20 protein-coding genes are annotated in these 22,755 nt (G+C 66.7%); 3 read left to right on the forward strand and 17 right to left on the reverse strand.

Annotated features, from left to right (window positions below):
* Window positions 1–23: 23 nt before the first annotated feature.
* The 3 genes from EGT50_RS11075 to EGT50_RS11090 form a co-directional block, all read right to left on the reverse strand.
* Entirely contained in the window at window positions 24–1,556 is a 1,533-nt protein-coding gene (locus EGT50_RS11075; protein WP_127954917.1) for a glycosyltransferase family 87 protein, read from the reverse strand.
* 70 nt (window positions 1,557–1,626) lie between these two features.
* The gene (locus tag EGT50_RS11080) at window positions 1,627–3,717 is read right to left on the reverse strand and encodes a transglycosylase domain-containing protein (RefSeq protein ID WP_127954918.1); all 2,091 of its coding nucleotides are present in this window, start codon (window positions 3,715–3,717) and stop codon (window positions 1,627–1,629) included.
* 583 nt (window positions 3,718–4,300) lie between these two features.
* On the reverse strand, window positions 4,301–4,729 hold the full coding sequence (locus EGT50_RS11090; protein WP_206615800.1) for a DUF5318 domain-containing protein: 429 nt from the start codon (window positions 4,727–4,729) through the stop codon (window positions 4,301–4,303).
* 311 nt (window positions 4,730–5,040) lie between these two features.
* On the opposite strand from EGT50_RS11090, the gene EGT50_RS11095 reads away from it, so the two are divergent.
* Window positions 5,041–5,604, forward strand: a complete 564-nt coding sequence (locus tag EGT50_RS11095) for a PadR family transcriptional regulator (protein WP_127954412.1) — start codon at window positions 5,041–5,043, stop codon at window positions 5,602–5,604.
* A complete protein-coding gene (locus EGT50_RS11100; protein ID WP_127954416.1) occupies window positions 5,597–6,691 on the forward strand; it encodes an inositol-3-phosphate synthase in 1,095 nt (364 codons plus the stop codon). Before EGT50_RS11095 ends, EGT50_RS11100 begins: the two co-directional genes overlap by 8 nt.
* Window positions 6,692–6,837: 146 nt before the next feature.
* Here the strand turns inward: EGT50_RS11100 and EGT50_RS11105 are convergent, their stop codons facing one another.
* From EGT50_RS11105 to EGT50_RS11115, 3 genes are read right to left on the reverse strand one after another with little or no spacing between them, the layout of a single operon-like run.
* Complete coding sequence (locus EGT50_RS11105; RefSeq protein ID WP_127954419.1) at window positions 6,838–7,599, reverse strand: SDR family oxidoreductase; 762 nt, start codon at window positions 7,597–7,599, stop codon at window positions 6,838–6,840.
* Window positions 7,596–8,669, reverse strand: coding sequence for a phosphotransferase family protein (locus EGT50_RS11110; RefSeq protein ID WP_127954919.1), 1,074 nt, complete (start codon window positions 8,667–8,669; stop codon window positions 7,596–7,598). The genes EGT50_RS11105 and EGT50_RS11110 overlap by 4 nt, the downstream gene beginning before the upstream one ends.
* A gap of 8 nt (window positions 8,670–8,677) precedes the next feature.
* Window positions 8,678–9,910, reverse strand: coding sequence for an acyl-CoA dehydrogenase family protein (locus tag EGT50_RS11115; RefSeq protein WP_127954421.1), 1,233 nt, complete (start codon window positions 9,908–9,910; stop codon window positions 8,678–8,680).
* A 94-nt stretch (window positions 9,911–10,004) separates the two neighbouring features.
* Here EGT50_RS11115 and EGT50_RS11120 point away from each other — a divergent pair, with 94 nt between their 5' ends.
* On the forward strand, window positions 10,005–10,601 hold the full coding sequence (locus EGT50_RS11120; RefSeq protein WP_235870703.1) for a TetR/AcrR family transcriptional regulator: 597 nt from the start codon (window positions 10,005–10,007) through the stop codon (window positions 10,599–10,601).
* A gap of 52 nt (window positions 10,602–10,653) precedes the next feature.
* Here EGT50_RS11120 and EGT50_RS11125 read toward each other — a convergent pair whose 3' ends face one another.
* The 11 genes from EGT50_RS11125 to EGT50_RS11175 all read right to left on the reverse strand — a co-directional run bounded on the left by EGT50_RS11125 (window position 10,654) and on the right by EGT50_RS11175 (window position 22,666).
* Window positions 10,654–11,883, reverse strand: a complete 1,230-nt coding sequence (locus EGT50_RS11125; protein ID WP_127954427.1) for an alkaline phosphatase family protein — start codon at window positions 11,881–11,883, stop codon at window positions 10,654–10,656.
* Window positions 11,880–12,782: a LysR family transcriptional regulator gene (locus tag EGT50_RS11130; protein ID WP_127954430.1), complete on the reverse strand. Its 903-nt coding sequence runs from the start codon at window positions 12,780–12,782 to the stop codon at window positions 11,880–11,882. The genes EGT50_RS11125 and EGT50_RS11130 overlap by 4 nt, the downstream gene beginning before the upstream one ends.
* Complete coding sequence (phnE, locus tag EGT50_RS11135; protein WP_127954435.1) at window positions 12,782–13,621, reverse strand: phosphonate ABC transporter, permease protein PhnE; 840 nt, start codon at window positions 13,619–13,621, stop codon at window positions 12,782–12,784. The genes EGT50_RS11130 and phnE overlap by 1 nt, the downstream gene beginning before the upstream one ends.
* Before the next feature lies 1 nt (window position 13,622).
* The gene (phnC, locus tag EGT50_RS11140) at window positions 13,623–14,396 is read right to left on the reverse strand and encodes a phosphonate ABC transporter ATP-binding protein (RefSeq protein ID WP_127954438.1); all 774 of its coding nucleotides are present in this window, start codon (window positions 14,394–14,396) and stop codon (window positions 13,623–13,625) included.
* Complete coding sequence (locus EGT50_RS11145) at window positions 14,393–15,286, reverse strand: phosphate/phosphite/phosphonate ABC transporter substrate-binding protein (RefSeq protein ID WP_127954442.1); 894 nt, start codon at window positions 15,284–15,286, stop codon at window positions 14,393–14,395. The genes phnC and EGT50_RS11145 overlap by 4 nt, the downstream gene beginning before the upstream one ends.
* A gap of 253 nt (window positions 15,287–15,539) precedes the next feature.
* Complete coding sequence (locus EGT50_RS11150) at window positions 15,540–17,705, reverse strand: transglycosylase domain-containing protein (RefSeq protein WP_127954445.1); 2,166 nt, start codon at window positions 17,703–17,705, stop codon at window positions 15,540–15,542.
* Window positions 17,706–17,865: 160 nt separating this feature from the next.
* Window positions 17,866–18,063 carry a hypothetical protein gene (locus EGT50_RS11155; protein WP_127954448.1) on the reverse strand — a complete coding sequence of 66 codons (198 nt, stop codon included), beginning with the start codon at window positions 18,061–18,063 and terminating at the stop codon, window positions 17,866–17,868.
* A 1-nt stretch (window position 18,064) separates the two neighbouring features.
* Complete coding sequence (locus tag EGT50_RS11160; protein WP_235870727.1) at window positions 18,065–18,913, reverse strand: carbohydrate ABC transporter permease; 849 nt, start codon at window positions 18,911–18,913, stop codon at window positions 18,065–18,067.
* 128 nt (window positions 18,914–19,041) lie between these two features.
* Window positions 19,042–20,115: a carbohydrate ABC transporter permease gene (locus EGT50_RS11165; RefSeq protein WP_127954451.1), complete on the reverse strand. Its 1,074-nt coding sequence runs from the start codon at window positions 20,113–20,115 to the stop codon at window positions 19,042–19,044.
* A gap of 35 nt (window positions 20,116–20,150) precedes the next feature.
* The gene (locus tag EGT50_RS11170) at window positions 20,151–21,437 is read right to left on the reverse strand and encodes an ABC transporter substrate-binding protein (RefSeq protein ID WP_127954454.1); all 1,287 of its coding nucleotides are present in this window, start codon (window positions 21,435–21,437) and stop codon (window positions 20,151–20,153) included.
* Between the two features lie 146 nt (window positions 21,438–21,583).
* Window positions 21,584–22,666: an ABC transporter ATP-binding protein gene (locus EGT50_RS11175; RefSeq protein ID WP_127954458.1), complete on the reverse strand. Its 1,083-nt coding sequence runs from the start codon at window positions 22,664–22,666 to the stop codon at window positions 21,584–21,586.
* Window positions 22,667–22,755 lie beyond the last annotated feature (89 nt).

Raw genomic sequence — 22,755 nt, forward strand, 5'->3', positions numbered from 1 at the left:
AAATAGCGTGAGCGAATCGACCTCTACCTGACGCCCACCCGCGGCCGCAACCATCCCGGCAGCCACCGTGGCGGCGCGTCCTCGGCCTGGTCGAGGACGCCACCGACCGGGTCGTCGATGAACCCGAACCGCACCAGGTCCTCCGAGGGCCGGTAGATCTGCCGCAGGACGAGCGCGCACAGGACGAGGACGGCTAGGTCCCGGATCACCACGGTGCCGGTGAACCACTGCTCGGGCAGCCCCTTGTTGCCGACTCCGAGGTAGTACATCATCCGCGGCACCCAGACGAAGGCGTCGATCGTCATCCACGCCAACAGGATCCGTCGGTGGGGCAGTGCCAGCACCGCGAGCGGCACCAGCCACAGCGAGTACTGCGGACTCCACACCTTGTTGGTGAGCAAGAAGCCCGCGACCAGGAGGAAGCACAGCTGCGCCACCCGCGGACGTTGCGGCGCCGTCAGCGCGACGTAGCCGATGCCGACGCAGACCGCGACGAAGGCCAGCAGTGACACCGCGTTGAGCACGTTCGGGGACTCGCCGGGAGCGAGTGGTCCGTCGAACCCGGCCCATCCGGTGAACGACGAGATGACGTTGTAGATCGAGTCGGGGTCCGCACCCCGCTCGGAGTTGAGGCGGAAGAACTCCGCCCAACCGCGCGGAAACAGCAGTGCGATAGGTAGGTTCACGACCAACCACGCGGCGATCGCGGCCATCGCGGTCTGGGCCCACACGCGGATCCGTCCGGCCCGCAGGCACAGCACGAGCAATGGGCCGAGCAGCATCAGCGGATACAGCTTGACGGCACCCCCGAGCCCGAGCAGTACTCCCGCGAGCACCGGACGTTTGCGCGCCCAAGCCAACAAGCCTCCGGCTGCGAACACCGTCGCGAGCGGGTCGAAGTTGGTGAACGCGTGCACAACCACCAGCGGCGAGCCTGCGATCAACGCGGCGTCCCACACACGGCGGCCGGCCAGCAGCGCACTCGCCCAGACCGTCGCCAGCCAAGCGACGGCCAAGCCGAAGGCGACGACGTTGAAGTAGATCGCCACCTGAAGGCCGCCGGGCAGCCACGTCGACGAGTGCCACGCCTTCGCGACCAACATCGAGCCGTATTGGTAGAGGCCGGACAGCACGGGGTACTCCATGTACCGCTGCTGCACCGAGCCGTCAGGCCTGGGTTCTTCCCACGACTTCTTGTACGGGAAGGCGCCTTCGTCGAGGCGCTCGGCACCGTAGAGCGGGACGGTGTCCGAGTAGCACATCGCGACGTACTGCCGGTTCCCGCTCCAGTCCAGGCCGAGCGCACCGTTCACGCCGACCGGAGCTTGCTGGATGCAGCCCGCCTTGGTGAACCAGCCGAGTATGAGGAACAGCACGGCGAGCAGCAGGATCGCCCGCATCGGGGTGAAGAATCGGTTCCGGCCGATCAGTGCGTGCCGCCCGACCGGACCTCCGATGGTCGACGAGAGCCGTGACGTGAGCGGATCGGTGTGTCCTGGCACGTCGCGCCAGTCCGCGGAACGCCGATCGGCGGCGAGAGGTGCCGGGGACACCATCTCGCCGCCGTCTCGGGTTTCCGTACCACCCGTTGTGCTGTCGGCCACTCCGCGAGGCTACCGGGATCGTTTACCCGGCGGGCACCGGCTGCGGGACGGGTTGGCCCTGCGCATGCGGAACTGCACCGTTCGCGGGGGGTTGCTGCTGCGTCGTCGTCAGGTTCGGTGACTCGAGTGTCGATTCATCGGGGCTCCGTCCCGGAGCGATGCCCGGGATCGGGATCGTGACACCCGGCAGGATCTCCACGTTGCTGGTGGTGATCTCGAGCGGCAGCCCCGGCAACGTCAGCTCCGGCGACGGCGGAGGGGTGGTGGTCGTCGGCGGGCCCGTGAACGTGGGAACACCCGCCTGCCCGCCGATCGCGTCCGGCTTCGGGAACTTCTCGATGGCAGTGCCCTCCAGTGCGCCGTCCATCGTCGCCTTCCAGATGTCCGACGGAAGCCCCGACCCCCACATCATTGCGCCCGAACTGTCCACGAGCGGCTCATTCTGCTCGGTGCCGACCCACACCGCCGTCGACAACGACGGCGTGAATCCGACCATCCACACGTCCTTGTTGGATCCGGTATCGCCGAGCTGGGTAGTTCCGGTCTTCGCGGCCGACGCCCGTCCACCCGCGAGGTCATGATTTCGCGAGTACCCGGCGATCGGCTCCATCGCGGCGGTGAGGTTGTCGGCCACCGCGGCATCGATACGGGTCTCACCGGCCGGCGCGCCACGGTCGAGCAGAACCGTGCCGTCGGAGGCGACGACCCTTTCGACGAAGTACGGCTCGTAGTACTCGCCCGACGCCGCGAACGTCGCGTACGCGGACGCCATGTCGATCGGCCGTGTCTGGTACTGGCCGAGCACGATGCCGTTGTTGGGACCCCGTCCGTCAGGCTCGGTAAGTGTCTTACCCACGCCCGGGATCTCCTCCGCGATTCCGGCCTTGTGGGCCATGTCGGCGATGTCGTTCGGGCCGGCGTCCAGCTCCAGCTGCATCCGGTACAGGGGGGTATTGAGCGACCGCTTGAGTGCCTCGGCAAGGGTGCACGTCCCGCAGGACACACCCTCACTGTTGTTGATTGTCAGGCCGTTGATGGTCAGCGGCGAGCTGTCGTACATCTGCGACAGCGGGATGCCTTGGTCGAGCGCGGCGGCGACGCCGAAGACCTTGAACGACGATCCGGTCTGTAGGCCGGCCTGCGCGAAGTCGAATCCGGTGCCGTTCTCCCCACCGTAGTAGGCGCGCACGCCTCCGGTGCGCGGATCGATCGAGACGACCGCGGTCCGCAGCTGGGACGGCTCGCCTTCCATGGAGGTTTCGACCGCGTCGAGCGCGGCCTGCTGTGCCTGTGGGTCGATCGTGGTGGTGATCTGCAGTCCGGCGGTGTTGAGGTCCTGTTCGCTGATCCCCATCGCCGCCATTTCCTTCAGGACCTGCTGCTTGATCAGGCCCTCCGGGCCGAGACCACCGGAACCGGCGTTGACCTCGGCGAGCGGGACAACCGGCGGGAACTGGATCGCGGCACGGTCGGCGGCACTGAGCGTGTCGCTTTCGACCATGCCGTCGAGAACGTAGTTCCACCGCGCCTCGGCACCCGTCGGGTTGGTCTCAGGTTCCAGCAGCGAAGGCAGCTGGATCACCGCGGCCAGCAACGCTCCCTCGGCGACGGTGAGGTTCTCGACCGGCTTGCCGAAGTATGCCTCGGACGCGGCCGCTACGCCGTACGCGCCCCGGCCGAAGTAGATGGTGTTCAGGTACGCCGCGAGGATCTCGTCCTTGGACCACTCGCGGGCCATCTTCGACGAGATCACGAGTTCTTTCATCTTGCGGGTGAGGGAGCGTTCCGAACCCACGACAGCGTTCTTGACGTACTGCTGGGTGATCGTCGAACCGCCGCCGGCGCTGTCGCGTCCGAGCACGTTGTCGCGTGCGGCGCGCGCGAAACCGGTCACTGAGAAGCCAGGGTTGCTGTAGAAGTCGCGGTCCTCGGCCGCGAGCACGGCGTTGCGCACGTGGACCGGGATCTGGTCGATCGCGACCTCGGTGCGGTTGCCCTGCGGTGGCACGACACGGGTGATCTCGGTCTCCCCGTCGGACGCGAGGATCGTCGCGACCTGGTTGGTCGTCATGTCACCGGGGCGCGGAACGTCGGTGACGGTGTACGCGATCATTAACGTCAGGATCGGCACGATCAGGCCCAAAGCGACGGCCACGTAGGCGGTGCGGCGAACGATCTTCCACCGTTTCGACTTCTTGGACGTCGTCTTCTTGGGCGGCTTCGGCGGCTCATCACCCGAACCACCACCGGGCTTGCGGGCGGTGGGAGGCGGACCGCCCGGTGGGCGTCCACCCGGTCCGCGGCCCCCACCCTGGACCGGACGTGCGCCCCCTGGAGCGGGGCGTCCTCGAGGAGGTCCTCCCCCCTGCGGTGGGCGACCCTGCGGCGGGCGACCGCCCTGGGGCGGACGACCCTGTGGAGGACGACCACCCTGCCCCTGCTGCGGCCCTGGACGGCCGGCGGGCGGAGGCCCCGGGTTGCGGCGGGGAGCCGGAGAACCGGTCCCACCGACGGGACGGCCGGGCTGCTGCCCGGCCGGTCGTCCACTCTGCTGGGGCCCGTTGGGTTGGCGCGGTCCGTCGGGCCACCCACCCTGCGGGTTGTTGGGGGAAGTCACGTACGAATCTCCAGTAGTCAGGCGACTGTGGGCAGTCCTCGGTTGCGTCGGGCGGTCGGCACAGCTGTCGGCGTCCTAACTACTCGATCGCGGTGCGGCGGCGCGGCGAACGGCTCGACGAGGACCTCCTCGTTTGCCTGGGCACCGGCACCGCACCGAGAACGTAGGACTGGACTAGATGATTCCAGCTGCATGTGCGGCACACCTCGACCACGTGAACGGAGAATTCCTCCTCGGTCGCGGCTAGCCGAACCAGTTCCTCCGGTGTTCGCGCCGAGCCCGAGATCGTGCCCAGCTTCTCGCCGAACACCCAGGACACGAGAGTCAGTTCTTCCTTGCGGCAAATCGGGCACACCACCGAACTGCTACGGCCGTGGAACTTGGCCGCGCGCAGCAGGTAGGGGCTCGCGTCGCACACCTCGCTTACGCCGGTCCGCCCCGAGTAAACCTCGGCGAGCAGAGACCGTCGCTGCAGCGCGTAGTCCACGACCTGCCGCTGTATCCGCACGGACACCAGAGTACGTGCGTTCGACGCCGATCGGGCGGGCCGGGAGGGGCTGCGTGTGTGGCAGACGACACCTTGTCAGGAGGGCCGGCAACGGGAGTGGATCGGATTCAGGCGAGCAACCGGCCCGCCCTCCAGGACCCGCCGCCTCCTACTGACGATGGCCGTTTCGACGGCTCCGTCCTCGGAATTTTCCATACCGGTCCGTGTGTCGTCATCAGCCACTTGCCCCACCCTGTTTCCGTATATATCGGTGCGATATAGTTGGTACTCGCATCAATCAGTTATGTTCGGGACACTCAGGGGGTGTGTGCATGCTCGAGCTGGCGATACTCGGGCTGCTCCTCGAGTCACCCATGCACGGTTACGAGCTGCGGAAGCGGCTGACCGGTCTGCTCGGGGCGTTCCGCGCCTTCTCCTACGGCTCGCTGTATCCGACGCTGCGTCGCATGCAGGCCGATGGGCTGATCGTCGAGGGCGCAAGTGAGGACGGCACCGTCAGGCGTCGTGCGCGCCGCGTGTACGAACTGACACCGGCCGGTAGGAAGCGATTCTCCGAGCTGGTGGCGGACACGGGACCCCAGAACTACACGGATGACGGATTCGGCGTTCATCTCGCCTTCTTCAGCCGCACCCCCGCCGAGGCGCGGATGCGAATTCTGGAAGGCAGGCGACGCCAGGTCGAGGAGCGCCGCGAAGGCCTACGCGCCGCCGTCGGGCGGGCTACCGGATCGTTCGACCGCTACACCCGTCAGCTCCACCAGCTCGGCCTCGAGTCGAGCGAGCGCGAGGTGCGGTGGCTGAACGAGCTGATCGCCGCAGAACAATCATCAACAGCAGCACCCGAGAAAAAAGAAGGAGAACCCGACCATGGGTGACAACAGCACTGCGGTGCGCGTAGCCATTGTGGGCGTGGGCAACTGTGCCTCGTCACTGGTCCAGGGCGTGCAGTACTACAAGGACGCTGACGAGAACTCCACCGTCCCCGGTCTGATGCACGTCAAGTTCGGCCAGTACCACGTCCGTGACGTGCAGTTCGTCGCCGCCTTCGACGTCGATGCCAAGAAGGTCGGGTTCGACCTCTCCGAGGCGATCCTCGCCAGCGAGAACAACACCATGAAGATCGCGGACGTCCCGCCGCTGAACGTCACCGTCCAGCGCGGTCCGACGCTCGATGGCATCGGCAAGTACTACTCAGAGACGATCGAGGTCTCCGACGTCGAGGCCGTCGACGTCGTCCAGGCCCTCAAGGACGCCCAGGTCGACGTCCTCGTGTCCTACCTGCCGGTGGGCTCGGAGGAGGCTGACAAGTTCTACGCGCAGTGCGCCATCGACGCCGGCGTCGCGTTCGTCAATGCGCTGCCGGTCTTCATCGCCTCCGACCCGGAGTGGGCTGAGAAGTTCACCGCTGCCGGTGTCCCGATCGTCGGCGACGACATCAAGAGCCAGGTCGGCGCCACCATCACCCACCGGGTGATGGCGAAGCTGTTCGAGGATCGCGGCGTCGTACTCGACCGCACCTACCAGCTCAATGTGGGCGGCAACATGGACTTCAAGAACATGCTCGAGCGTGAGCGCCTGGAGTCCAAGAAGGTGTCGAAGACGCAGGCCGTGACCTCGAACCTCGACGGACCGCTGTCCGGCAAGGTCTACGACCGCAACGTCCACATCGGCCCGTCGGACTACGTCGAGTGGCTCGACGACCGCAAGTGGGCGTACGTCCGCCTCGAAGGCCGGGCCTTCGGTGACGCCCCACTGAACCTGGAGTACAAGCTCGAGGTCTGGGACTCCCCGAACTCGGCCGGCATCATCATCGACGCCATCCGCGCCGCGAAGATCGCCAAGGACCGCGGCCTGGGCGGCCCGATCCTGCCGGCCTCCGCGTACCTGATGAAGTCGCCGCCGGTCCAGATGGCCGACGACAAGGCTCGCTCGGCGCTCGAGGCCTTCATCATCGAGGCGTGAGCCTCGGCGGCTGCACTGTAGGCGTGAGCCTCGGCGGCTGCACTGTAGGCGTGAGCCTCGCGGCGGTAGCCCGCAAATACGCTGTGGCGGTGGTCGAGTCCGAGGACTCGCCCACCGCCACAGGTGTTCTCGGGCAGGGAGATGCGCTACGTCATCTTCGCCACCAAGGACAGGGGCAGCACCTTCATCGCCACGGACAGCGGCGCCCACGGCCACGCGGGGACGTAGGCCTTGCTCGGTTCCTTCTCGATGGCCGCGGCCAGTGCACGGCAACCGGTTTCGGTATCGACGATGAACGGCACGTTCTTCACCTTCTCGTTGATCTCCGAGCGGATGAAGCCGGGGAAGATGGTGCTGACGTCGATATTGGTCTTCGCGAGGTCGGCGCGCATACCTTCGCCGAGCGCCCCTACCCCGGCCTTCGACGCCGCATAGGTCGTGAGATTCCGGGGCATGCCACGCATCGCGCTCACCGACGAGATCAGCACGACGTGGCCTGCGTTCCGGGGCCGGAACAGCTCGAGCGCCGCCTCACTCTGGGCGAGCGCGCCGAGGAAGTTGGTGCGCGCGGTCTGCACGTTGGCGTGAAAGTAGCCGGTACCCAACGGCTGCCCCTTGCCGAGACCCGCGTTGACGATCACCCGGTCCAGACCACCGAGTTCCTCGTCGAGTTCGGCGAAGACGCGAAAGACCTCGTCGTGCACGTCGACGTCCAGCTTGCGGATCTCGACTTTGATCTGCGGGTGCGCGGCCAACAGTTCGTCGCGCAGTTCCTCGAGCCGCTCGGTGCGCCTGGCTGCCAACGCGAGATTGCGTCCGCGTGAAGCGAATTCGCGGGCCATGCCGCGTCCGAGTCCCGAGCTGGCACCCGTGATGAGAATGTTCTTGCGTGTCGTGCGCCGGCTCAAGCGTCGCCCTCCGTATCGGTGTCAAGGCCGTCGATCAGCTGGTTGCAGCGGGTATCCAGGTATCCCACGGCGATCCAGAAGTTCTCGAAGGCTGGGTTGGTGGTCTGTCCATGGTGGAACCGGTAGTAGATCTGCTGGGCGATCACCGCGAGTCGGAACAGCCCGAACACTTCGTAGAAGCGCCAGTTGTCGATCGGCAGTCCCGTGCGCTGACCGTAATACTCGACGATCTCGCGGCGGGTGAGCATTCCTGGCAGGTCGGTGGGCTGCCGCTTGGTGGCCTGCATCATTGGGTGATCGCCCTCCTCCACCCAGTAAGCCAGGCTGGACCCCAGGTCCATGAGCGGGTCACCGATCGTCGCCAGCTCCCAGTCCAGGACCGCACGCGGCTGCAGGTCGTCGCCGAGGACGACATTGTCGAGCCTGAAGTCGCCGTGGATGACCGCGGACGCGACATCGGCCGGTTGATTGTCCGCGAGCCAGGTCGTCACCCGCGCGAAGTCTGGCACGTTGTCGGTCCGGGCGGCCGCGTAGCGCTTCGTCCATCCCGCCACTTGTCGGGCGACATAGCCTGTGCCACGGCCGAACTCGTCAAGCCCGGACGACGCTGGGTCGACACCGTGCAGTTCGATGAGCAGGTCGATCACCCGCAGGCACAGTTCCCGAGTGTTCTCGGGGGTGAGGCCGAATTCATCCGGGGGAGCAGAGCGCAGAATGGTGCCCTCGACACGTTCCATGACGTAGAAGTCGCTGCCCAGCACCGATGGATCGGTGCAGAGCCCGACCATCGTCGGCACGTGCGGGTACACCGGTGCGAGCAACGACTGGATCCGGTACTCGCGGACCATGTCGTGCCCGGACGACGGCTTGGCCCCTGCTGGCGGGCGGCGCAGCACGAGGTCGCGATCGGGGTAGCGCAACAGGTAGGTCAGGTTCGATGCACCCCCAGCGAACTGGCGGACCTCGGGGGTTGCGGTCAGATCGCCGGACCCGTTCTCGCGCAGCCAGTTCGACACGGCCTCGACATCGAAAGCATCCTCGTCACGGACGGTTCGGGCGTTGTCCGGCATGTTCGAGGTCACTGGTACTTACCCAACTCGAAGCGGGCCACCAGCCCCTGGTGCACCTCATCGGGGCCGTCAGCGAGCCGGATCGCCCGCGCCGACGTCCACGCGCCCGCGAGCGGGAAGTCATCGGACAAACCGCCGCCGCCGTGGATCTGGATCGCGAAGTCGATCACCTGCTGTGCCACCCGAGGTGCGGCGACCTTGATCTCCGATACCGCCGAGCGCGCCCCGGCGATGCCCTGCGTGTCGAGCAGCCACGCGGTGTTGAGCACCAGCAGCCGCAACTGGTTGATCGCGATACGGGCGTCGGCGATGCGTTCGCGATTGCCGCCGAGGTTGATCAGCGGCTTTCCGAACGCGACGCGTTCGGTGCCGCGGCGGATCGCGAGTTCGAGCGCGGACTCGGCGAGACCGACCAAACGCATGCAGTGGTGCACCCGGCCGGGACCGAGCCGGCCCTGGGCGATCTCGAATCCCCGCCCGGGACCTGCGATGATCGCGTCGAGAGGCAACCGCACGTTCGTGAACGACACCTCGCCGTGGCCGAAGGGCTCGTCGTAGAAGCCCATTGTCGAGAGCATTCGCTCGACCTTGACACCGGGTGTGTCCATCGGCACGAGAACCATCGAATGTCTCTGATACCTGTGTGCTTCCGGGTCGGTCAGGCCCATGAAGATGAGGACCTTGCAGTCCGGGTTGCCGACGCCGGTGCTCCACCACTTGCGGCCGTTCAGCACCACCTCGTCGCCCTCGACGACGGCGGTCGCGGCCATGTTGGTGGCGTCGGACGACGCGACGCCGGGTTCGGTCATGCAGAACGCGGAGCGGATCTCGCCGTCGAGCAGCGGGCGCAGCCAACGCTCCTTTTGCTCAGTGCTGCCGTAGTGGTAGAGCACCTCCATGTTGCCGGTATCGGGAGCATTGCAGTTGAAGACCACGGGCGCGAAGGGGGAGCGCCCCATCTCCTCGGCGAGTGGCGCGTAATCGACGTTGCTCAGGCCGGCACCGAGTTCGGCGTCGGGCAGGAAGAGGTTCCACAGTCCCTCCGCCCGAGCCTTGGACTGGAGTTGCCGGAGCTCCTCGGGCACTTGCCACATCGCGGCGCCGGGGACGTCGGAACGCTGCGCGAACGGCTCCACCCGCTCGGCCCGCAGGCGCTCCTCGACGGGGGCGACCTCGGTAGCGATGAATGCACGTAACCGGTCGAGGTACTCCCTCGACCGCGCGCTGTGGGCGAAATCCATGCCTTCCTCCATGACGTTGCAACTAACTAAGCATTGCTCAGTTAACCTAAACGTAGACTTGCCCGGCAATCAAGATCCTGGACGGTGCCATCCCGTGTCGACCGAAACCTCAGTACCCGGAGCAGCCACCAACAGGCGGCGGCTCCCAGCGGAAGAGCGCAAGCGGCAACTCGTCGCGATCGGCCTGCAGGAGCTGGCGACCCGGCCCATCCACGCGTTGTCCATCGACCGGGTGGCCGAGAAGGCCGGGATCTCTCGCGGGTTGCTGTTCCGGTACTTCCCGACCAAGCAGGACTACTACGTGGCCGTCGTGGGCGCGGCGGCGCGGCGCCTGCTCCGCGCCGCGAAGGCGGACCCCGGCGACGCATCCGGCGAGCCGTTGCGGGCCGTGGTGCGCGCGTTCGTCTCCTTCATCGACCGGCACGGCGCGCACTACCAATCGTTCTTCCACGGCGGCTTCGGCGCAGATCCGCAGATCCGGGAGATCCGGAAGAACCTGCAGAACACCATGGTCGAACGCACCCTCGACGCCACAGGCGCCGAGTCGTCGCCCGCGAACCGTGTGCTGCTCCGCGCTTGGTGGTCCATGGTCGAGAGCCTCGCCATCGACCGTACTGTCGATCCCGTCTTCACCGTCGACGACATCGTCGACCGGGCGATCCAGATGCTCCCGGTCCCCCACGGACGTTGACGCCCGCCCGGTGGTCACTCGCGTCTCGCCGTCCCGCTGAACGTCGTCGAAGTCAGGCACCGACGTGGTTCAGGACGAGGTCGTGGATGTCACGGCTGCGCAGGATGCCGGCCTCGAAGGGGTGGGCGAGCGGACCGTCCACGCTGCCGCTCAGAATGAGCGGCACCGGCTGCTCGTGCCGACCGCCGTGCGACCGGAGGGGCCCGTGCAGCTGGGTCAGATCGTGGTCGGCGGCCGCGCTTCCGAGCGCGGTGTCGGCGGAGGCCGTCACCGCCAAGTCGCCGATCCGGTCGCGGGGTAGCTCGTACACGGTGGCGGCCTGCTCGCGGTCCCAGATCTCCTCCACGCCGGGCAGTGCGCTCAGTACCCGGCGAGCGGGTTCGCGGTGCTCGGCGGACAGGTGGAGCCAGGCGAACGAGCCAAGGGCGCCGTGGTGTTTCACGTATGGGTCGGTGATCGGCAGCACGACCCCCTCGACCGGGATACCGGCCGCCTCCAGCACGTCCTTCAGGTAGTGAACGCGGGGCTCGCCGTTCGCGTCGTGCTTTGCGTTCATGCCGTGGTCGGCGGTGACCGCCACCGTGCAGCCGGTGTCGAGGTACTCGCCGAGCAGCGCGTCGAACTCGGTGAAGAACAGGTCGGCGACATCCTCACCCGGCGCGTGTGCGTGCTGGACACGGTCGGTCAGCGACACGTACAGCAGCCGGATCTGTGGCGCGACGCGCAGCGCACTCAAGCCGATCCGCATCGCGTAGTGACTGGCCAGCGGGTCGTAGACTCCTGGCGCCGGGTCGCCGACGAGTTCCTCGATCGACTCGATGCCGTACTCGGGGATGCCGGCGCCGGCAGCCCGCTCGACACTGACGCTGGGCACGCCGCCGTTGCCGAGTAGCTGGCGCAGCTTATCCTTGGTCGTCACCATCAGGGTCGGCACGCCGGCCTCCTCGAACCGCGCGTGGATGCTGGGTGCGCGCAGGTACTTGGCATCGTTGAGGAGCACGAGCCCGTCCTCGGGCGTCCGGCAATAGTTGCCGGGAATCCCGTGGATAGCGGGCGGCACACCGGTGACGATCGAGATGTTGTTGGGGTTCGTCAGGCTCGGGACCTCGGAGGCGCCCAGACTGAACACGCCGCCCTCCTCGAGCATCCGTTGCAGACGGGGCATGATGCCCCGCTCGAGCCCGTCGTGGAAGTAGCTGGGGTCGCCGCCGTCGACGGTGATGACGACGACGGGATGAACCGGCACTCGATATGCGCGGTTGTTCGCGGTGACGACGGTCATTCCACACCTTCCTTTTCTCGAACGTGTCCGAGGAAGAGTTCTTCTATGAGGGTCAACGGCCGCTCTGCCAGCCGGACCAGGTTGATCGGGCGAGTGGGCGGGGCCGGCTCGAGATGGACCTCGGAGATGCGACCCAGCTCGTGTGCATCCGCGGCGCAACTTCGGGGGAGGCAGGAGATGCCGAGGCCGTGGGCAACCGCACCGATGATGGCGGCGTTGCTCGCGATGGTGCTGGTGTGGGCGCGCGGGATACGCCACTTCTCCAGCAGAGCGACTTGGTATCGACGGCTCGCCGACCCTTCCTCGCGTAGGAGAATGCGGCTGCCGCGCAGTTCGTGGGGGCTGGCCTCACGCCCGGCGAGTGGGTGGTCACTGGCGACGATCATGGTCTGCGGTTCGCTGCCCACTCGAGTCGCTTCCAGTGACGGCTTGTCGGTCTCTGCGGCGATGACGGCGAGCGGCAGGCGACCATCGGTGACTGCCCGGACCACCCCGGCCGAGTTGTCGACGTGCAGATCGATCTCGATGCCTGGGTACCTGCCCGCGAACGACGTCAGCAGCCGCGGCAGCACCTGCTGTGTCACCGTGGCCGTGCCGCCCACTTCCAGCACGCCGGAAATGGGAGCACTGCGCAGCCGCGTCACCTGGTCGGCCGCCTCGGCGGCGAGCGAGAGCAGCGCGCGGGCGTGGTCGATGAGAACCTCCCCCGCATCGGTGGGCCGGGCGGCACGGCCGGATCGGTCGACGAGGACCACGCCCAGTTCGCGTTCGAGCAGCTGCAGATTGCTCGAAACGGTGGACTGCGCAATGCCGAGCGCTCGGGCTGCGGCGGAGAGCCCCCCGTGCTCGACGACAGCGACGAATGTCTCGAGCCGCTGGAGGCTGAGCTTGGGGGCCATCAAATGACCCGCGCGCGGATACGAGAGGAGATGAAGTCGATCGTTGCCACCGTGACGATGATGACGATGAGGATGGCCGAGACCTTGTGATACTGGAACAGCCTCATCGACACCGACAACTCGAAGCCGAGTCCCCCAGCACCGACCATGCCGAGGACGAATGCATGGCGCACATTCGATTCGAGACGGTAGAGGCTGTAGGTGATCACCTCGGGAAGGATCTGCGGGATGACGGACCAACGCAGGGTCGTGAACAACCCGGCACCCGTCGACTCGAGTGCCTCACGCGGGCCCGGATCGATGTTCTCGACTGCCTCGGCGTAGAGCTTGCTCAGCTCACCGCACGAGTACACGGTCAGCGCGAGCACACCGGGGAAGGGGCCGAGGCCCACGGCCGCGACGAAGATGAGCGCCCAGATCAGGTCGGGCAGCGAGCGCAGAATACTCAAGATCGTTCGGGATGCGGCGTAGACGAACGGGTTGTGGCCGAGCAGGTTCTTCGCCGCGCCGAGCGCCAGGAAGAAGCTGATGAACATCGCCAGCAGGGTGCCCCAGAGCGCCACCGCCACCGTCGTGAGTATCGCGTCCCACAGACCGGGGATGACCGTCAGGTCTGGTGGGAACATCCGCAGGAGGAACTCGACCAGGCGCGGGATGCCCTGAATGAACCGTTGGGGGCTCAGACCGAGGTCGCTGGCACTCCATCCCAGGAAGGCAAGCACCAGCAGCACGACAACGATGTTCCGGGCCCACAAGAGGTTGCGTCGCCCGCTCGACTCGAGCTGCGGGGAAGGAGGCCTCGGCGCGGCCGCTGGCGAGGCCTTGTGGTCCACCGACATGTCAGGCCGCCTTCTCCGCACCTCGTCCGTAGATTCGGTCTATCTCACCCTCCGAAAGTCCACCGGGAGTGGTATCGATCCCGATCCGGCCATCGAGGAGCGCGACGATCCGCTCACCGTAAGTGCGCGCGAAATTCAGCTGGTGCAGACTCAGCACGACCGTGATGCCGTCGCGTTCGTTGATTCTCTTGAGCAGGTCGAGAATCTCGCCCGCCGTCACCGGGTCGAGGCTTGCAATCGGCTCGTCCGCGAGGATCACCTTGGGGTTCTGCGCGAGCGCTCGCGCGATTCCGACCCGCTGCTTCTGTCCGCCACTGAGTTGGTCCGCACGCTGGTTGGCGTAGTCCGCAAGCCCCACGGTGTCGAGCAGCGACAGCGCCTGCTCACGCTCCCCCGCTGTGAAGATCCCCGGGAGCGATCGGTAGGCGGGTACATCCGGAAGGATGCCGGCCAGCACGTTGTGCATGACGGTGAGCCGGTTGACGAGGTTGTATCCCTGGAAGATCATGCCGACCTTGCGGCGGATGTCTCGTAGCGTGTTGCGCTGGGTGGTGTGAACCTCTTCACCGCCGACAGAGACCGTGCCCTGGTAGGGGGCGACGAGCCCGTTGATGCAGCGCAGCAACGTCGATTTGCCTGTGCCGCTGCGGCCCAACAAGATGCAGAAGTCCGACGCTGGAATCTCGAGGTCGACGCCACGCAGGACCGCCTCGTCCTTCTGCCTGTAGGTGAGGTGGACGTCGCTGAAACTGACGGCCTCACCTACGCCGGTCATAGCTCGGGCTCCAGGCCGGACACCTTATAGGCGGTGCGGACCACGTCGTAGTCGGAGTCGCTGACCCTTCCGAACGAGGCGAAGCCTGTTCCCTCCAAGGCAGCCGACAGCGCGGGGGTCTCGTCGAGGAACGCGCGCTGGAGCAGCTCCTTGGTCTGCTGTGGCAAGTCCGCACGGTAGGTGATCGGGTCTGCGGGAATCTCTTCGGATTCGAAGACGGTCTTGATCTCGTCATTGCCGGCGACGCCGGTCCTGATGAACTCGGGGATCTTGCGGCTCGAGATGGCCGCGACGTCGACCCGCCCGTTCAGCAGCGAGAGCAGGGACGCATCGTGGCTGCCCGAGTAGACGATCTGCGAGAACAGGGTGTTGGCGTCATAGCCGGCTTCGGCAAGCGCATATTGACCGAAGACGTGTCCGGAGGTCGACGCCGGGTCGGTGAACGCGACGATCTTGCCCTGGAAATCTTCGGGTCCCTCGATGCCCGAGTCGGAGCGCACGATGAAGCTCGAGCGGTACGGCACGCTGTCGTCGGTCTGGATGGCCGATGCGAACGGCTCGACGCCACCGTGGACGCGCTCAGTTGCAAGCACATACTCCGAGGGGCCGAACCAGGCCAGGTCGAGGTGCCCCGAGTTCAGCGCCTCGATGACGGCCGTGTAATCGGCTCCGACGTAAGGCTCGACCTCGAGACCGGTGGCATCACTCAAATACTCGACGAGCGGTTCATACCTGGCGAGCACCGCCGCCGAGTCTTCGTCGGGGGAGAGGCCCAACCGGATGGTCTCGGTCGAGTCGTTGCTCGAGACGCCGCACGCCACGAGCGGCAGCGCCAGCAGAGCGATCATTCCGGCGACCACTTTGGTGCGCCGAAAGTTACTGATTCCCATCAGGAGTCACCTTTCTCCGCGCACGCGACGCGGCCATGCCTGAACGTTGCAGCCCACACGGTTACGAAGACTAGACAGCGGAGCGTTGCAGCCGGGATTCGCTGCGGGGAACGTAAAGTGAACAGACAGCGAGCGCCCGATGACATATATCGACAACATCGATAGCTGGTGCTACCGATTTGATCTTGATGAAGTACTCGGAGTGTCTCGAAGCTGGCGAACTCCCCGGAGTTCCTCACTCACCGAGTCGAACTCAGCCCGGCAGTGGAATGATCACGCCGGGGAAGATCTCGATCCCCGGAGCCGGGGTCGCGGGAGGAGGAGTCGGCGACTGCGGTCGCGGCGCACGCTCCCGCTGCTGCGGGTCGGTGCGCGGTGTAGGGGCGGTCCGCTCGGTCTCCCCGTCCTGGTTGGCCTGCCCCGGTCCCTGTCGCGTCGGCGCCCGGTTGGTGTCGACCCGGTCGTTGGTACCGAACGAACTCCCGCTCTCGGCAGTTGTACCCGCCGCGCCGAACTGTTCGTTCGGTGTACCGGCCAGCGCTCCGTCCATCGTTCGCTTCCAGATGTCCGACGGCAGACCGGATCCGTATACCGCTCCACCCCAACTAGTCTCGAGGGCCGAACCGTCAGCGGTACCCACCCAGACCGCGGTCGACAGCGACGGCGTGAAGCCCACCATCCACGCGTCCTTGTTCTCGCCAGTGTCACCCAACTGCGCGGTGCCCGTCTTCGCGGCCGACGGACGCCCGCCGGCCAGGCCGTGGTTGTTCGAGTAGGCCGCGATGGGGATCATCGCCCGCGTGACGGAGTCGGCGATGGCGGGGTCGATCCGCCGGTCGCCATCGGCCGGTTCCCGCTCGAGCAGCACCCGGCCGTCGCCATCGACGACCTTCTGGACGAAGTACGGCTCGTGGAACCTGCCCGAGGCGGCCAGCGTCGCGTACGCCGACGCCATGTCGATCGGACGAGTCTGATACTGCCCCAACACGATTCCCGTCTCTGGTGGGCCACCGAACTGGGTGAGCGTGTCGTGGTCGAGACCCGGAATCCGCTCGGGGATCCCCGCCCGGTGAGCGGCATCGGCGATCTTCTGCGCGCCGTTCTCCATCGACAGCGTCAACCGGTAGTAGGCGGTGTTCAGCGACCGCTCGAGCGCCACCGCGAGACTGCACGTTCCGCATGTCTGACCATCGACGTTCTCGATGGTCAGATCACCGACAGTGAGCGGCGCACTGCTGAACTGCGCGCTCAGCGGCACATCGTCCTCGAGGGCCGCGATCGCACCGAACACCTTGAACGCCGAACCGGTCTGCAACCCGGCCTGCGCAAAGTCGAAACCGGCGCCCTCGGCGCCGCCGTAGTACGCGCGCACCGCACCCGAGTGCGGGTCGACCGACACGACCGCCGCGCGCAACTGGTCCGGCTGATCGTCGAGCGTGCGGCTGACCGCGTCCACCGCGGCCTGCTGGGCCGTCGCGTCGATCGTGGTGGTGATCTGCAGTCCACCCGTGTCGAGCTCACGTTCGCTGATTCCTGCCGCCTCGAGCTCCCGCGCCACCTGCGTCCGGATCAGCCCCTCCGGGCCGGGCGCTACCTCGGACGGCTCCGGCGGCGCCTCCGGCAGCACCCTCGGGAATTCGGTGTTCGCTCGCTCGGTCCCCGCGAGCACTCCCATCTCGACCATGCCGTCGAGCACGTAGTTCCACCGCTCCCTCAGCCCCTGGGGGTCTGTGTCGGGATCGAGCGCGGACGGGCTCTGGATCACCGCCGCCAGCACCGCGCCCTCGGCGAGGGTCAGTTGTTCGACAGGCTTGTCATAGAACGCCTGCGCCGCCTCCCCGATCCCGTACGCGTTGCGCCCGAAGTAGATGGTGTTCAGATAGGCGTCGAGAACGTCGTCCTTGGACCACTCCCGCGTCATCTTCGCCGACACCATCAACTCACGGGCCTTGCGGACCACGTTGCGGTCGGTACCGACGAGCGCGTTCTTGACGTACTGCTGCGTGATCGTCGAGCCGCCGCCGGCGCTCTCGCGGCCCAGCAGGTTGTCCCGCACGGCGCGGACAAGCCCGGAGATCGAGTACCCGGGATTCGAGTAGAAGTCACGGTCCTCCGCCGACAGCACCGCGTTCCGGACGTGTCCGGGGACGGCGTCCAGGGGGACCTCAGTCCGGTTCCCTTCCGGTGGCACCACCTTCGCGACGACCGTCGAACCGTCGGAGGCGAGGATCGTGGCCACCTGTTTAGACCGCATCTGCTCGGGGCTGGGGACATCGACCAACAGATAGGCCACGCCGGCCAGCACGATCGGGACGGTCACCAGCACCGCGAGGATGCGCACGACGATGCGGCGGCGATATCGGGATCCCCGCCGGGGCGACTCGACATTCTTGGGTTTCGGGCTGCTCGTGGAACTCACGCGCGCAACTTCCGGTCCGCAATCGGCGATCCGACCGAGTCCCAACCGGGATCAGCCGAATCCGGTCGTCCCCCGATGGTCCCATCTTGCGAAGCGCTCGGCACACCGAGCCCCCTGGGGCAGTGACGGACCGGGTACTCCCCGCACGCGGGAGGGGAGGTCAGCTGCGCCGATGCAGGACGATCACGCCGCCCAGGAGCACAACACAGACCAGCAGCACCAGCGATGCCGTGACCGACGGCTCGCCGCGCACGATCGGAACGACCGCGGCGACGAACGCCATGAATGTGAAGAAGCCGAGGATTCCGACGAGCATCTCGAGGGGCTGACGCCCCCGCGACGGTCTACCGGGTGGCATGTCAGCTCTTCACGCCGCCCGCGGTCAGGCCCGAGACGATACGGCGCTGGAACACCAGCACCATGATCACCAGCGGGATCGTCACGATCGTGCCGGCCGCCATGATCGCCGCGTACGGCTGCTCCCACGAGTTGGCGCCCGCGAAACGGGCAATCGCGACAGTGACCGGTTCGGTGCTCTCGTTCGACAGCAGGCTCGCGAGCATGAACTCGTTCCACGTCGCGATGAACGCGAGGATCGCGGTCGTGAACAGTGCCGGCGCGGCCAACGGCAGGATCACCAGGCGGAACGCCTGGAGCCGGCTGGCACCGTCGATCCGGGCAGCCTCCTCGAGTTCCCACGGCAGATCCGACAGGAACGCGGTGAGCGTGTAGATCGTCAACGGCAGGACGAACGAGATGTTCGGGATGATGAGGGCCTGGTACTGCCCGATCCAGCCGAAGTCACCGAACAGCTGGAACAGCGGCGTCATGAGCGCGACGGTCGGGAACATCGACGCGCCCAGGATGACGCCGGTGACAACGTACTTGCCGCGGAAATCGATGCGGGCGAGTGCGTAGGCCGCGAACACGCCGAGCAGCAGACCGACAGCCGTTGTCACCGCACCGATGATGAGGCTGTTGAAGATCGCACCGAGGAAGTCGTTGCCCTTGTCCGTCGCCAGCGCGTCGCGGAAATTGTCGAGCGTGACGTGCGTCGGCCACGGCGTGGTGTCGAAGGTGTACTCGACCTGACGGAACGCGGTGACGACCATCCAGTAGAACGGCGCCAATCCCCAGATCAGGATGATCGCGACCCCGAGGTAGGTGCGGGTCAGCTTCGCGCGGTCGGTGCGACGCCGCGGCTTCATCGGGGCCGTCGCCCCCTGCTCGGCGGCGTCGGCCGGAGCGGAGACGGCCACGGGCGGCGCAGACACAGGCATCGGCTCGACGAGGGCACCGGGGCTGTCGAAGTCCTGGGGCTTGTTGTGACGTCCCATCAGTGATCAGCTCCCTTCCGCTGCTCGTCCTGCGTGCGCACGGCATTGGCGCCGAGGAACTTCACGATCACGAACGCGACGGCGAAGATCATCAGGAACACCACGGTCGACAGCGCCGATGCGCTCTGGAAGTTGCCCTGGCGGATGTCCGCCATCACCAGGATCGCCATCGTCGTGTTCGGCGCCGCACCGGACGTGCCGGACAGGATCGCGGGAAGGTCGTACATGCGCAGCACGTCGAGGGTGCGGAACAGTACCGCCACCATGAGGGCCGGTTTGACCAGCGGCAACGTGATCTTGGTGAACCTCTGCCATGCGCTGGCGCCGTCGACCTTCGCGGCTTCGTAGACGTCCTGCGGAATCATCTGCAGGCCCGCGAGGATGAGCAGCGCCATGAAGGGCGTCGTCTTCCACACGTCCGCGATGATGACTGCGAACCGCGAAGCCCACGGGTCGGTGGTCCACGCGATGGTGGTGCCGAGCAGGCGGTTCGCGATGCCGTTCTCAGCGAAGATGAAGAACCACAGCTTCGCGGTGACCGCGGTCGGGATGGCCCACGGGATCAGCACGCTCGCGCGGAGCAGGGACCGACCCCAGAAGGTCTTGCCCATGACCGTTGCCATCCACAGACCGAGAATCACCTCGATCGTGACCGTGACGACGGCGAAGAAGAACGTGACGCCCACGGCGGACCAGAAGTCGTGGGCCAGGGTGCCGGGGGGACACGTCCCCGCGCCGCCGCCGCAGTCCTGCACCAGCCACAGCAGGTAGTTCTTGAACCCGGCGAACCCGCCATCGACGAAGCGGCCGGTGTTGGGATCGATGCCCCTGTTCGATTGGAACGACAGGTACACCGCCCGGATGACCGGGTACACGATGACGACGGCCAGGATCGCCATCGTCGGGGCGATCAGCCAGATCGGCCGGAAGTCGCGTTTTTTGCGCGGAACGATCGTCCGTTTTTCGTCATCGTGACCCGTGCGCCCTGGAGCGCGACCGCCGTGGTCGGAGTCGTCGACCCCGACCACGGCGCGGGCCTCGTCTGCTCGCCTCAGCTCAGCAGAGTCAGCCATCGTGCGTTACCTGATCTCTCGTGTTCGGAACGTGCCTACTGAACGGCGTTGTTGATCGCCGCGGTCATGTCGGCAGTCGCCTGATCGACCGTGACGTCACCGTTCAGTGCCGCGCTTGTGTTGTCCTGGACCGCCTTGGAGACTCCGGTGTAGAAGGGCGTGACCGGACGCGGCTTGGCGTTTTCGAGGGCCGCCTTCAGCGCCGGCAGGTACGGGTACTGCTCGACCAGCGCCGGGTCGTCGTAGACCGACGCCAGGACCGGCGGGAACGACTCGTCCGCAAACGCCATCTGGTTCTCGTCGTTCTGGATGAACGCGATGAAGTCACGTGCGGTCGCCTTGTTCTCGGAGAACACGTTGATGCCGTTGTTGTAGCCGCCCAGCGTGGACGCACCGGCACCGTCCGGGCCGACGATCGGTGCCACACCGACGTTGCCCCTCACCGACGATTCATCGGCCTGAGCGTTGTCCCACATGTACGGCCAGTTGTAGGCGTACATCGCCTCACCGCCGACGAACGCGAGGTTGGTCTCCTCCTCGGTGAAGCCGATGGAGCGCTCGGCGATCTGGCCGGCCTGGTAGGCGTCGACCAGGGCCTGCAGACCCGCCTTCGACTCCGGCGACTCGACCTCGGGCGTGCTGCCGTCCGCTCCGACGACCGCGCCTCCCCACGAGTTGATGAACTGGGTGGCGTTGACGGTCAGACCCTCGTACAGCTTGAGCTGGGTGATCATGCAGTCCTGGACACCGTTCTCCTGTGCAACCTGGCAGCTGTCCGTGAGCGCGCTCCAGTTCGCCGGGGCCTCCGGCATCAGGTCGGTGCGGTAGTACAGCAGCTGCGCGTTGGTGTTCTGCGGAGCCGCGTACAGCGTGCCACGGTAGGTGGCGGACTCGACGGTGGCCGGCAGCAGCGGGGCGGTGTCGATCGCCAGCTCACCCTCGAGCGGCTGCAGCCAGCCGTTCGCAGCGAAGCCCGCGGTCCAGACCACGTCGAGCGCCATCACGTCGTAGTCGTCGTTGCCGGCCTGCAGCGACTGCTCCAGCCTGTTGCGCTGGTCGTCGGCCTCACCGGGCAGCTCCATCAGCGACACCTGCTCGTCCGGGTTCGCCGCATTCCACCTTTCGATGACGGGCTGCAGCTTGTCGGTGTCGTTCCTGCCCATCGCGAACGTGATCGGGCCGCGGCCATCGAGGTTCTGCGTCGCAGCATCGTCGGCGCTGGCACTGCCGCCACCGTTGTCGCTCGCGCAGCCGGCGAGGGCGAGCAGCGCCACGGCCGAAGCCGCGACCGCAACCCGCGAACGGGTATTGAAAGAACGCATGGTTCACCTTTCATATAGACGTATCCGGTCCCGGCGCAGGGACGCTGCGGACGTGCTCGCTGCCGGAGTGTGACGTATGTCCCCGCCTACTCTGGCACGAATGGATTATGACTTCGGTCATAACCCCCACACTGGATCAGTAGGGCTCACCCGATGCGTCTGCCGTCGGTGACCGAGAACAGATGCACCTCGGACGGGTCGACGTGCAGGTTTATACGCGCGCCGCGAGGCGGCGGATTGCGCCAGTCGGCCCGGGCGATCAGCTGGTGTTCGCCAGGACCGCCCAAACCGGTGCGGCCGTACACGAAGGCGTCGGCGCCTAGTTCCTCGACCACGTCGACCTCCATCGGGATGCCCTCCCCGTTCGGGGCCGGCTCGAGGTGCTCGGGCCGGATACCGAGGACGACTTGGCGCTCGGGGATCTCGGCGACGGTTTCACGGGAAACCGGGATAACCGTTTCACCGAGCACGACCCCGGCCTCCACAACCGGCAACGTCAGCATGTTCATCGACGGCGAGCCCATGAAACCGGCGACGAACTGGTTGACCGGGCGGCTGTAGAGCTCGCGCGGTGGGGCGCACTGCTGCAGGATCCCGCCCTCGAGCACCGCGACCCGGTCGCCCATCGTCATGGCCTCGACCTGGTCGTGGGTGACGTAGACGGTGGTGGTGCCCAGCCGCCGCTGCAGCTGCGCGATCTGGGTGCGGGTCTGTACCCGCAGCTTGGCGTCGAGGTTCGACAGCGGCTCGTCCATGAGGAACACCTGCGGCTGCCGGACGATGGCGCGGCCCATCGCGACGCGCTGTCGCTGGCCGCCGGAGAGCGCCTTGGGCTTACGGCCCAGGAACGGTTCGAGGTCGAGCATCCTCGCCGCCTCCTGCACGCGGCTCTTGATCTCGGCCTTGGGTATCTTCGCGAGCTTGAGGGCGAAACCCATGTTCTCCGCTACCGACATGTGCGGATACAGCGCGTAGTTCTGGAAGACCATCGCGATGTCGCGTTGCTTGGGTTCCTGGGCGGTGACGTCGTGGTCGCCGATGAGGATGCGCCCGTCGTACACCTCCTCGAGCCCGGCGAGCATGCGCAGCGATGTGGACTTGCCGCAGCCCGACGGGCCGACGAGCACGAGGAACTCGCCGTCCTCGATGTGCAGATCCAGCTTGTCGACCGCGGGGGTCGTCGCGCCTGGGAACAGGCACGTTGTCTTGTCGAATGTCACCGAAGCCATCTAGGAGCGGTCCCTTCACCGGCAGGAACGTGCCGGACGATCCGAGTCAGGGTGTACGAGCGTGCGGACAGCATAAGCGCCCGAAGTGT

It is taken from the genome of Rhodococcus xishaensis (assembly GCF_004011825.1).
GTDB lineage: Bacteria > Actinomycetota > Actinomycetes > Mycobacteriales > Mycobacteriaceae > Prescottella > Prescottella xishaensis.

What these genes read in the sequence shown, in the direction of transcription:
- EGT50_RS11110 (WP_127954919.1), bottom strand. Translation starts at nt 8,669, where the DNA reads ATGCCGGACAACGCCCGAACCGTCCGTGACGAGGATGCTTTCGATGTC.
- phnC (WP_127954438.1), bottom strand. Translation starts at nt 14,396, where the DNA reads ATGACCGGCGTAGGTGAGGCCGTCAGTTTCAGCGACGTCCACCTCACC.
- phnE (WP_127954435.1), bottom strand. Translation starts at nt 13,621, where the DNA reads ATGTCGGTGGACCACAAGGCCTCGCCAGCGGCCGCGCCGAGGCCTCCT.
- EGT50_RS11170 (WP_127954454.1), bottom strand. Translation starts at nt 21,437, where the DNA reads ATGCGTTCTTTCAATACCCGTTCGCGGGTTGCGGTCGCGGCTTCGGCC.
- EGT50_RS11125 (WP_127954427.1), bottom strand. Translation starts at nt 11,883, where the DNA reads ATGACCGTCGTCACCGCGAACAACCGCGCATATCGAGTGCCGGTTCAT.
- EGT50_RS11155 (WP_127954448.1), bottom strand. Translation starts at nt 18,063, where the DNA reads ATGCCACCCGGTAGACCGTCGCGGGGGCGTCAGCCCCTCGAGATGCTC.
- EGT50_RS11115 (WP_127954421.1), bottom strand. Translation starts at nt 9,910, where the DNA reads ATGGATTTCGCCCACAGCGCGCGGTCGAGGGAGTACCTCGACCGGTTA.
- EGT50_RS11095 (WP_127954412.1), top strand. Translation starts at nt 5,041, where the DNA reads ATGCTCGAGCTGGCGATACTCGGGCTGCTCCTCGAGTCACCCATGCAC.
- EGT50_RS11160 (WP_235870727.1), bottom strand. Translation starts at nt 18,913, where the DNA reads ATGAAGCCGCGGCGTCGCACCGACCGCGCGAAGCTGACCCGCACCTAC.
- EGT50_RS11130 (WP_127954430.1), bottom strand. Translation starts at nt 12,782, where the DNA reads ATGGCCCCCAAGCTCAGCCTCCAGCGGCTCGAGACATTCGTCGCTGTC.
- EGT50_RS11075 (WP_127954917.1), bottom strand. Translation starts at nt 1,556, where the DNA reads ATGGTGTCCCCGGCACCTCTCGCCGCCGATCGGCGTTCCGCGGACTGG.
- EGT50_RS11175 (WP_127954458.1), bottom strand. Translation starts at nt 22,666, where the DNA reads ATGGCTTCGGTGACATTCGACAAGACAACGTGCCTGTTCCCAGGCGCG.
- EGT50_RS11080 (WP_127954918.1), bottom strand. Translation starts at nt 3,717, where the DNA reads ATGATCGCGTACACCGTCACCGACGTTCCGCGCCCCGGTGACATGACG.
- EGT50_RS11145 (WP_127954442.1), bottom strand. Translation starts at nt 15,286, where the DNA reads ATGGGAATCAGTAACTTTCGGCGCACCAAAGTGGTCGCCGGAATGATC.
- EGT50_RS11165 (WP_127954451.1), bottom strand. Translation starts at nt 20,115, where the DNA reads ATGGCTGACTCTGCTGAGCTGAGGCGAGCAGACGAGGCCCGCGCCGTG.
- EGT50_RS11100 (WP_127954416.1), top strand. Translation starts at nt 5,597, where the DNA reads ATGGGTGACAACAGCACTGCGGTGCGCGTAGCCATTGTGGGCGTGGGC.